Annotated in this window: 8 protein-coding genes and 1 pseudogene; 5 read left to right on the top strand and 4 right to left on the bottom strand. The window is 71.1% G+C overall.

Annotated features, from left to right (window positions below; genetic code table 11):
* Positions 1-18: 18 nt before the first annotated feature.
* Positions 19-1488 carry a TIGR02678 family protein gene (locus C1I97_RS23760; protein WP_111005220.1) on the bottom strand — a complete coding sequence of 490 codons (1470 nt, stop codon included), beginning with the start codon at positions 1486-1488 and terminating at the stop codon, positions 19-21.
* Positions 1485-3008, bottom strand: a complete 1524-nt coding sequence (locus tag C1I97_RS23755; RefSeq protein WP_258382712.1) for a TIGR02677 family protein — start codon at positions 3006-3008, stop codon at positions 1485-1487. Before C1I97_RS23755 ends, C1I97_RS23760 begins: the two co-directional genes overlap by 4 nt.
* Before the next feature lie 1091 nt (positions 3009-4099).
* On the opposite strand from C1I97_RS23755, the gene C1I97_RS42505 reads away from it, so the two are divergent.
* The 5 genes from C1I97_RS42505 (at position 4100) to C1I97_RS23730 (ending at position 8368) form a co-directional block, all read left to right on the top strand.
* Positions 4100-4462 (top strand): integrase core domain-containing protein, encoded by a 363-nt coding sequence (locus C1I97_RS42505; protein WP_309147824.1) that lies wholly within the window; start codon positions 4100-4102, stop codon positions 4460-4462.
* 814 nt (positions 4463-5276) lie between these two features.
* Positions 5277-6785 (top strand): MFS transporter, encoded by a 1509-nt coding sequence (locus C1I97_RS23745; RefSeq protein ID WP_258382711.1) that lies wholly within the window; start codon positions 5277-5279, stop codon positions 6783-6785.
* Positions 6782-7381 (top strand): TetR/AcrR family transcriptional regulator, encoded by a 600-nt coding sequence (locus tag C1I97_RS23740; protein ID WP_111005221.1) that lies wholly within the window; start codon positions 6782-6784, stop codon positions 7379-7381. The genes C1I97_RS23745 and C1I97_RS23740 overlap by 4 nt, the downstream gene beginning before the upstream one ends.
* A 313-nt stretch (positions 7382-7694) precedes the next feature.
* Positions 7695-7970, top strand: a complete 276-nt coding sequence (locus C1I97_RS23735) for a hypothetical protein (RefSeq protein ID WP_111005217.1) — start codon at positions 7695-7697, stop codon at positions 7968-7970.
* Entirely contained in the window at positions 7970-8368 is a 399-nt protein-coding gene (locus C1I97_RS23730; protein WP_111005216.1) for a hypothetical protein, read from the top strand. Before C1I97_RS23735 ends, C1I97_RS23730 begins: the two co-directional genes overlap by 1 nt.
* A gap of 136 nt (positions 8369-8504) precedes the next feature.
* Here the strand turns inward: C1I97_RS23730 and C1I97_RS23725 are convergent, their stop codons facing one another.
* Positions 8505-9077, bottom strand: coding sequence for a transcriptional regulator (locus tag C1I97_RS23725; protein ID WP_111005215.1), 573 nt, complete (start codon positions 9075-9077; stop codon positions 8505-8507).
* Between the two features lie 251 nt (positions 9078-9328).
* Positions 9329-9664 (bottom strand): annotated as a pseudogene (locus C1I97_RS23720) (IS701 family transposase); the annotation flags it as partial.
* Between the last annotated feature and the right edge of the window lie 125 nt (positions 9665-9789).

Below are 9789 nucleotides of genomic sequence, written 5' to 3'. Positions count from 1 at the left end.
GGGCGGGAGCCGGGGTGGTCACGGCGTCGGGTCCTTCACGGTGTCGTCGGTGAACAGGGCGGTCTGGGCGGCGGGCCGCGGGGCGGACACACGGGACTTCACGCGGACGCTGACCCCGCGGTAGCGGGCGAGGAGCGGAAGCACGAGGACTCCGCCGTCGACGCGGGCGACCAGCGACAGGGCGGCCAGCAAGTCCATGACCTGGGCGAGCAGGCGGTCCGGGTCCTCGCGCAGGTCGGCGGCGAAGCCCTTGCCGTACTCACCAGTGATCTCCTTGAGTCTGCCGCGCAGCCAGGAGTCGGTGACGAAGGGGTAGCGGGTCTCCTCCGGCACCTCGCCCTCCTCGTCGGCGGCCTCGTACAGCGTCTCCTCCTCGGGTACGGAGAGCTGCGCGAGCAGTCCGCGTGCCGGGAGGGCCGCGTCGATACGGCGGGCCCGGGCGGCGAGGCGTTCGGCAGCCGTCGGGGCGGGCAGCAGGTCCGGGGCGTGCCGCCCCGTGCGCAGGGCGGCCTCGCTGATGCGGGCGCCGAGGAGCAGCGCGGCCTGGGCGACCGTGCCGCCACCGGGGAAACGGATGTCGGACAGCCTGCCGGAGGTGTCGACGAGCGCGACGCCCTCGGCACGGCGCTCCACGGCAAGTCCGGTCAGACGCTCCAGATCCTCGGCGAGTGAAGGGGAACGCAGCTGGCCGAGCAACTCGGCCTCAGCGTCGGCGTAGTACGCCACCGGGTTCTCCAGGACCAGACGGCGAGCACGGCGGGCCTGATCGCGGCGCCGCGCGTGGCGGCCCGTGGCCAGGCCCAGCGCGCTGCCGGAATCGAGGAGCCCGGTCACCGAGGTGAGGTGTTGCAGGACACGGGTGGGCTGGTGAACGGCGGTGAGAATCTCACGGTCGATGTCGTACAGGGCCTCCGCACGCTCGGGGTCGCCGGCCCAGGCGGTGGCGGAGCCGTCGGTGAGGGCGAGGGCGCCGCGCTCGGCGAGCCAGGTGACGGCGTCGACGAAGGCGTCCCGGTCGGTCTTGCGGGTGGTGTCCAGACCGAGGCCGTCGATACGCGCGGCGTCGGCGGCGACCGCGTCGGCGAGTTCACCGAGGGCGACCTGCGCACCGTGGCGGCCGAGGGCGGCAAGGGTGAGGACGAGATAGGCGTAGCGGCGCCGGTCGAAAGGGCGGCCGGCGCGGGTGATGGCGGGCCGTGTCGCGTCCAGGTGGTCCTGCGCGCGCAGCAGCCGGGCGGTGTCGGCCGTGGTGACGAGCCGGTAGCCGAGGACCTCCATGAGGTCGGTGCGCAGCTGTTCGGCCCAGCGGCGCACGGTCGGCAGGGCCGCCCGGTCCGGGTACGAGGATGTGATCAGCGGATGCCGCAGGACCAGCCGTACGGCCTTCTGGTAGTCAGCGAGTTCGAGAGGTGAAACGTGCTCGGCGACACGCTCCCCCGCCCGTCGCCCGCCGCCGCCCGGGGCGGAGGTGCTTCGTGCCGCACTCATGCCGTGACCTCCAGTCGCAGCCCGTTCAGGTGCAGGTTGCCGCGGACGGTGTGCACGGTGGTGGAGCCCTCGGCGGGGGTGAGGGTCAGGCGTACGCCGTGGGCGGAGCCGGAGGCGGCGTGAACGCTGCGGCTGGCCGGGACGCGAGCGGCGAGCGCCACGTCCATCAGCGCCAGCAGGACTCGCGTCTCGGCTTCGTCCAGCACCCTGCCGTGTGCTCCGTCCGCAGCGAGCGTGGCGGCGGCCGCGCGGCGCTCGGCCTGCTGCTTCAGCTGCTCGGCGCGGAGCCGGTCCCGCTGGGCTTCGTTGCGTTCGATGCGGCCGGGGCCGTGCAGACCAGGGCTGCGGCCGGACTGGACCAGGGTGCGCGCCAGCTCGACCGGTTCGGCCTCCCACCAGGACGTACGCCCGGGAATCAGCTCAGGGTCAGGGTAGGGGACGGCGATGTGGCGGGGCGCGCCGAGTCCGAAAGCGGCCTGGAAGAGGGCGTGCGCGTCCTCGTCGCTCTCGCAGGAGGTGAACCACTGGGCGAGATGCCGCAGTTGGCTCTCCCGGCTCACCCCTCCGCGGCGGGCCTCGGTGACCCGGCGCAGCAGGGCGAGGATGGAGCGGATGGCGGTGACGGTGGCGTCCTGCAGTCGCTCGGCCTCGCTGTGCTCACGCTCCGCGAACCAGTGGACGATGCCCTGCCACCGCTGCCGCCAGTCCTCGAGGCGTTCGGCGGGGCTGCGGAAGAGCCGCTCGTCGGCCTCGGCGGCGTGCTCGATCATCCGGTCGACGCCGGTGGCGGCGGTCTTCTCGACGGCCTCGGCGAGCAGCGGGGCGTAGCGGCCGAGTTCGGCGGTGAACTCCCGCATGTGCGCAAGCAGGGCGTCCTTGTGGGCGAGGAACACCTCGGGCCGGATGTCGTTGGTACGTGCCAGGTCGCCCAGCATCAGGTAGAACCGGGCGGCGCGCTGCGCCATCTCGTCCAGTACGGAGTCCAGACGGCCGAGCTTGCGGTACACCTCCTCGGCGTCGCCGGCGGCGTTGGCGTCGGCCAGCGCGTGAAGGTCGGCGAGGATATCGGGGAAGACGAGCCGGGAGAGTTGGGCGTCCTCCAGCCGCGCGCCGAGTACGTCTTCCACGGCCCGGAACGCCCGGTAGCCCGCCTGGGTGAACTGGTAGACGTAGTGCCGGTTGCGGTACTCTGCGAGGTTCGCGGCGCGCGTCCCGTCGTACGACCGGTCGAGGACCTGCCAATCGGCGAGCGCGTCCAGCAACGGCTGCACGTCCCCGACGGCCGCCACGCCGGGGTGGTCGGCCGCGAGCCGCTTCAGGAGCCCCGCGGCGTCCGAGGCGTGCAGCAACACCTGGTAGTTGGCCCGCCCTCGGTCGAAGGCGCGCAACAGCCACAGGTATTCGTGGCGTTTCTCGGCGGCGGCGAAGTGGAACAGCCGCAGCCGGTCGTCCAAGGTGAACGCATCGATACCGAAGGCGTCCTCGTCGGCGGATTCCGGGGCCGCGGACTCGTCGGTCACAGGTGCGAGACTCTCTCGTTCGGTCGGGGACGGCATGGGCGGCACTCATTCTGCCGCATGGGCCACCGTCTCCATCAACGCGCTCCTCGCGCTGCGCTCCTGTGCTACCGTGCGCCTCCCCGTACCGGCCATCACCCCCTGCCGGATCTTCACCCTCGCAGCGGACACACCGAGGCACCGGATCCCCATACCACGGTCATGGCGTCGGCCTCCGCGTATCCTCCAGCGGGACCGCCTCGGCGGCCTCATCCACGAATACGCGCAGGTCGCATAGGGCGACAGGAGTTGTCGGCACGCACACGGTCAGAAGCCTGTGGGGCTCGTAAAGTCATCGCTGCAGGTGGGAGCTCGCGTGCAGGACCCCTCGGCGGTGGCTGGGATGCTGCACCAGTGATCATCTCGCTGCTGTACCGGGCCACCCGGGCGTTGCTGTCCGTGCCTGCGGTCCTGCTGCGCCGGGACACGGCCAAGGACGCCGAACTGCTGGTGCTGCGGCACGAGAACGTGGTGCTGCGACGGCAACTCGCCGGTCCGGTCCGCTACGAGCCCGCGGACCGGTTCTGGCCGGCCGCGCTGTCGTCGCGGATATCGCGCCGGCGCTGGAGCCGTGTCTTTCCGGTCACGCCGGTCACGCTGCCGGCCCGGCACCGCAGGCTGATCGCCAAGAAGCGGGGACTACGCCGACCGCCGCCGCACCGGCCACCGCGCTCAAGAAGCCGGTTCTGCGTCCGGCACAGGAGAACCCGCGGTGGGGCCACCGGCGGATCCGGGGTGAGCCGGCCCGGCTGGAGCATCCGATCGCACCGTCCACGGTCTGGAAATCCTGCACGCGGCCGGCATCGGCCCGGCCCCGCACCGGCCCGAGCCGGCGCGCATTCCTCACCACCCGGGCCGAGGGGATCATCGCGGCGGATCTCTTCCCCCTCGACACGATCATCGGCAGGCGGCCGTACGCGCCGGCGTTCCTCGGACACGGCACCCGCCGGCTGCACAGCACCGGCATCACCGCCCGCCCCACCGCGCAGTGGGCGACCCGGCAGGCCCGCAGTCCGACCGCCGGCCTCGGCGCACGCGTCGAGTCGCTCCGCTTCGTGCTCCGCGACCGCGACCGCAGGTACACCGACTCCTTCGACGCCGTCTTCGAGGCCGAAGACACGGACGTGCTGCTCAGCGCGCCACGGGCGCCGCGCAGGAACGCCCACTGCGAGCGAGTGATCGGCGCGATCCGGCGCGAGGTCCTCGACCGCATCCTGATCGTGAACGAAGCCCACGCCCACCAGGTCCTCGCCGAGTACCGGGAGCACTGCACCACGCATCGGCCACACCGATCACGAGACCAACGACCATCCGAAGCCCGGGAACAGCCAGCGATATGGCACGATCGCGTGCCCCGCCGGCTCCTGCGCACCCGCGTCCTCGGCGGGGTCATCAACGAGTACCGATACACGGCTTGAACTGCAGCGATGACTTTACGAACCCCACAGGAAGTCGCGCATCGCGGCACGCTGCAGCTGACTGCGGAGGAAGCCGAGAGCGGACAGTTCGGCGGCAGCCTCGGCTAAGCCGATACATCCGGCACGAGGACTTCATTAAGTGCGTGATCTGTGTGGGGTCCGAGACGGGCGCCGGTGGGGCTCCTGCGGCCTCACACCAGCCTGCAGGCCCTGTCACACCGCTGCCGTCGGCAAGCAGCGCGCTGGCTTGGCGATGATCACCACCTGCCTGTACCGGCTGTTCGGCGTCTTCGGCTGACTGCTCTATGTAGGTATCACCTCCAACCTTCCGCGCCGCTCTCGACGACGGCCGAACGGATTCAGCCGCCGCCGACAGCCGCTGGAAGGAACACCGGCGGGTGCACCGCCTGTGGTGGTACCAGGTCGGCGAGCGGCGCCTGGAGTGGTTTCCCAACCGGCCGCGTGCCTGGCGGGCCGAACGCGAGGCCGTACGAAACGAGCTGCCGCTCCACAGCACGGAGGCGTGGGGGCAGCGCCGGGGTCAACATCGCTCAGCGAGGGGCCACGGCGTGGGTATTCGTCAACATGCCTGAGCCGGTCCCCGCGCAGCGGGGACCGGCAGATGTGACCCGTGACCGCCCTGTCGTAGGGGGCAGTCGGGAGCATGAACAGAGCCGTACCGAACCGAGTCAACAAGCTCGGTCGTTCACGGCCGAGTAGTTGACCCATTGCCGATCACGAGGGCGGATTGTGATCGGACGATTGCGATGTCATCATGCGATGACATCAGTTGATGACAAGAATGGCTTTGCCCGTGACACCAACGCCTCCTCGTTCCTCCCGGCGGCAGCGGGCGCTGGTCCCCGTGCTCGTCTCCACCTGCATGCTCGTCGCGGTCGTCAGCAGTCTCGGTGCTCCGCTGATCCCGGCGATCAGCATCGAGGACCACGTCTCGCCCTCCGGTGCCCAGTGGTCGCTCACCGTGACCCTGCTGGTGGGTGCCGTGACCACCCCGGCGATGGGGCGCCTGGGCGACGGGCCGCGGCGCCGGCAGGCGATCCTTCTCGGTCTGACCGGGGTAGGTGCCGGCAGTCTGCTGGCGGCACTGCCCCTGGGTTTCGGCTGGCTGATCGCCGGACGGGCGCTCCAGGGGGTGGGGATGGGGCTGGTGCCGTTGGCCATTGCCACCGCGCGGGACGCCCTGCCGGCGGAGCGGGCGCGTTCGTCGGTTGCGGTCCTGTCGCTCACCACGTCCGTGGGCGTCGGGCTCGGTTACCCGCTCACCGGCCTTCTCGCCCAGGTCTTGGGCCTGTACGCCGCGTTCTGGTTCGCGGCGGCGGCCGCCGCCGCGGCGTGGGCGGCGGCCTTCATGGTCCTGCCCCCGCCGCCGCAGCGTCCCGCGCATCGCATGGACGTCCTGGGCATGCTCCTTCTCACGGTCGGCATGGGTGGAATGCTGCTCGCCCTGAGCCAGGCCGAACTGTGGGGCTGGTCCTCGGCACGCCTGCTGGTGCTGGCCGGCGTGTCGCTCGTGGTGCTGGCCTGGTGGGTCGTCCACGAGTCGCGCACCTCGCATCCCTTGGTGAACGTACGCCTGATCCGGGATCGGACGGTGCTGGTGGCCGATCTCACCACCATGGTCGGCGGTGTGGGAATGTACCTGTTGATGTCGTCGGTGACGCGTTTCGTGCAGACACCGCGGAGTGCCGGGTACGGCTTCGGCGGCTCCGTCCTCGTCACGGGCCTGGCACTGGTGCCGTTCTCCGCGGCCAGCCTGGCGGCCGGACGTCTGGCCCGCGCCCTGACCCGCCGGATGCCGCTGGCCGGTCTGCTGCCGCTGGGCGGCCTCGTCTCGCTTGCGGCCATGCTCTGCTTCACGTTCCTGCGCGGCAGCCTCTTCGGGGTGTTCGTGGCCATGGCCCTGGCCGGGCTCGGCGTCGGCCTCAACTTCGCCGCCACCCCCGGATTGATCGTCACCGCGGTACCCGTCCACGAGACGGGCAGTGCCATGAGCTTCAACCAGGTCGCGAAGTACATCGGCTACTCCACCGGCAGCGCTCTGGCCGCCGCGGTGCTCCAGGCCTACACCGCCCCGGGCGGATCCCTGCCCTCGGACGCCGGCTTCAGCGCTATCGGAGCGCTGGGCTGCGGCGTGGGGGCGGTCACGGCGCTGGCGAGCCTTCCCCTCATCCGGTCTCGTCACTGCGGTGCGAGGGACGGCCTGACCGCGGGTCTGCCACGACAACAGGCGTGGCGGGCGCACGGCACCTCGCCGCTGCCGCGGGCAGCCGACACCTCCCCCACCCGCGGCAGCGGCACGTGACCGGCACCACGCCTCCGCGCCGCCGCGACGCCGCCCGCAGCCGCGAACTGCTGCTGCGGGCGGCCGGCGAACTCTTCTCCGAGCGCGGCTTCGAGCGCACCACGACGCGCGACATCGGGGAGCGCGCCGGGGTCGACCCCGCGCTCATCGCCCGCTACTTCGGCGGCAAGACCCAGCTCTACGTCGCCGCGCTGCAAGCCGAGCGAGGGGACACGGTCACCGCCGACCTCCTCGACATCAACCGGCTGCTCGACGTCTTCGAGCGGGCCGACCGCCGCGGCATCGTCCCACTGGTCCGCGTCGCCGTGCAGCCGCTCAGCGACCCGGCGGCGCAGGACGCCGCTCTGGCGGCGCTCCACAAGCGTCTCGTGGATCCGCTGTGCGAGCACTTCGCCCGCCTCGGACTGGGCCGCTCACAGATGCGGGCGGAGATCGTGGTGGCGGCAGTCATCGGCGTCCTCCTGGGACGCCACTCGGGCGCGTTCGGCGAACTGACCCAGGCCGATCCCACGGAGCTGGTCTCCATGCTGCACCACACGCTGGCAGGCGACGGCGAGACGCCACCACCGCCCACGGATCAGAGCAGGACTTCGTGAGCCCTACCCCGGCCGCAACCGATCACCGACGCTCGCCCGGTACGAGTTTTTCGCCCATAGGCCGGCTCACGGTGCTCCCGTTTAGCCTCCAGGATCTCCTGATGTGCCTGGGACGGCCGGTGTCCTCACCTTCAGTCTTCGCCGACCCGGATGATCGTCCTGCCGGCGACACGCCGTTCAGGGGTGAAGGCGGCGGCTGCCTCGGCCAGCGGCACCAGTCTGACCTCTGTGTCCTGATTCAGGGCTTCAGGCTGGGCTGTCACGGCAATACTCTTCCTCTACCGCGAGTAGAGGAGTGCGGTAAAGTCAGAACATGGCAGCAGACGAGACAAGCATCAAGGTGAGCGCGGCCGCACGTGACCGACTGGCCGTGCTGGCGGCCGAGCACGGCACGACCATCCGATCCCTGGTCGAACAGCTCGCACAGGGCACGCCGACCCGGGCCGAGTACGCCGAGCGTGCCGAGCTGGCCCGCGCCGAGCTCGCCTCCGCGCTCGGCAGCGCGCCGAGCCCGGAGGCCGAGGCAAAGGCCCGGGCCCTTCTGGAGCGCCTGAGCGCCACGCAGTACGGCCCGCAGGCGGCCGCGTAGTGGCAGCGATCGCGGTCGTCTTGGACCACACCACCGCCACCGCGCTGTACGACCCGAAGGACCCGTTCAACGAGGCGGTCGCCGCGTTCTACGTGCAGGCCTCCGGCGGGCTGGGCAGCCTATACGCGCCTGTACTGTCGCTGACGGCCGGCGACACCGAGCGGCCCGGCCTGCTCGGCTACATCAAGGGCCTGCGATTTATCACGATCGAGGCGTTCGACACCGACGCCGCGGTCACCGCCACCGAACTGCTGCGCTTCGGGCACTCCTGGGCCGCCGTCCACGCCATCCACGCCGCCCGCCCCTCGCCCTCTTTCCCTACCGGGCGGTTCCTGCTCACCCTGACACCCAAGGCGTACGCCGGCACCGGTGTGCAAGCTGTCCACCCCGGCCAGTAGCAGGATGTCAAGGCCAGCGGCTCACGAATGACGGGCTGTCGGGGTCTATCAGGAATCAGGCTTGGCAGATACAGAGGCACCCCGGGGTCGGTGGAGACTCCGGGCAAGGAAGGACGTAACTCTCTTCCTGGAACGCTCACGCGGCGAAGCCGATGTTGGTGACGTACTCGTACTGGCCCCACTGCGAGCCCAGGTCGACGATCTGGTCGACCCAGGCGTCGTCCAGCTCCTGGTCGTCGCCGGCCGCCCAGGCCTGCACGATGCGGTCCCAGTGGCGCACATTCAGCGTGCGGAACTCCACCACGCGCTGGCGGGGCCGGTCGACCCGGGACTGGTTCAGCGGGTGGATCTCCACCCGCGTGCCGCGGCCCTCCCGGTTGAGGCGGGCGAGCAGGTAGCGGGCGACGTTCTCCCGCCGCACCGTGCGGTAGGCCTGCTCGATCCGCTCCAGGTTCGCCCTCGACGGCGAGCGGGTGCCGTGCAGCCAGGCGCGCAGGGTGCGGTCGGTGACGGTCAGGCCGGCCTCGCGAGCGGCGGCGCGGGCGTGGTCGGTGCGGGTGAGGTAGTGCAGGCGGGCGAGCAGGCCGCGCCGGGCGGTGACGGGCGTGGCGATGTAGCCGGCCAGCGCATCCAGCCGGCGGGCGACGGCTTCGTGGCCCTTGATGCCGCGGGCGCCGTACAGGCCGAACTGCTTGTTCCGCTCGGGCATGGTCTCCGGTCCTCGAGGTCGTCCGGATCACTGTACGGGCTGGTGCGGGCCGATCACCGGCCTCAGTGGGGGGATTTGACCTCGGGTAGGTGATCGGCGCTGTGCAGGGCGTGCAGGCGCGTCTTTTGTATGTTCTCAGCCTCTGTGTCATGCAGCGTCGCGGTGACCTGGACGTTTTCAGGCTGTCTCACGTCATGTCATCTGCCTGCTGTCTCACACGGCAGCTGTAAGTGTTGATCTTCCGTGTCCGGTCAACTGGTCGCCTCCGCTGTGACGTTGTTCCAGCGCTGGTGGCAGGCCGCGGCTTCGTACTGGTGGTGGCGGCGCCAGGCGGACCAGAACAGGACGTGTTCCAGGTCGCGGCGGGGCGCCGGGATGACGGTGACGCGCAGAACGGCCAGCAGTTCGCGGGGGCTTGCAGGGACGAGTTCGGCGTCGGCGGCATCGAGTCCGTCGGTGGTGCGGCTGCGGGCGTGGGTGACGGCGAGGACGGCGGCGGCCAGCAGGCTGATCAGGCTCCAGCGCATCCAGGAGTTCCAGCAGGTGACCTGGCCCTGGTCGAGGCCGGCGTGGCCCTTGGCGCCCTGGGTAGGGTGGGCCGCGCGGCGAGGTGCCAGATGTGCTGGTCCTTTTCCGCGCGGCCTCCCTCCGAACCGGACGGGCCCGCTTTCCGGGCATCCGGCTCTCCGGTGACTACTGCGTGAGCGGGGAG

This window comes from Streptomyces sp. NTH33 (assembly GCF_003236365.1).
In the GTDB taxonomy this organism is placed as follows: Bacteria; Actinomycetota; Actinomycetes; order Streptomycetales; family Streptomycetaceae; genus Streptomyces.
The sequence above is the reverse complement of the archived record's forward strand: the minus strand, read 5'-3'. Positions and strand labels throughout refer to the sequence as shown.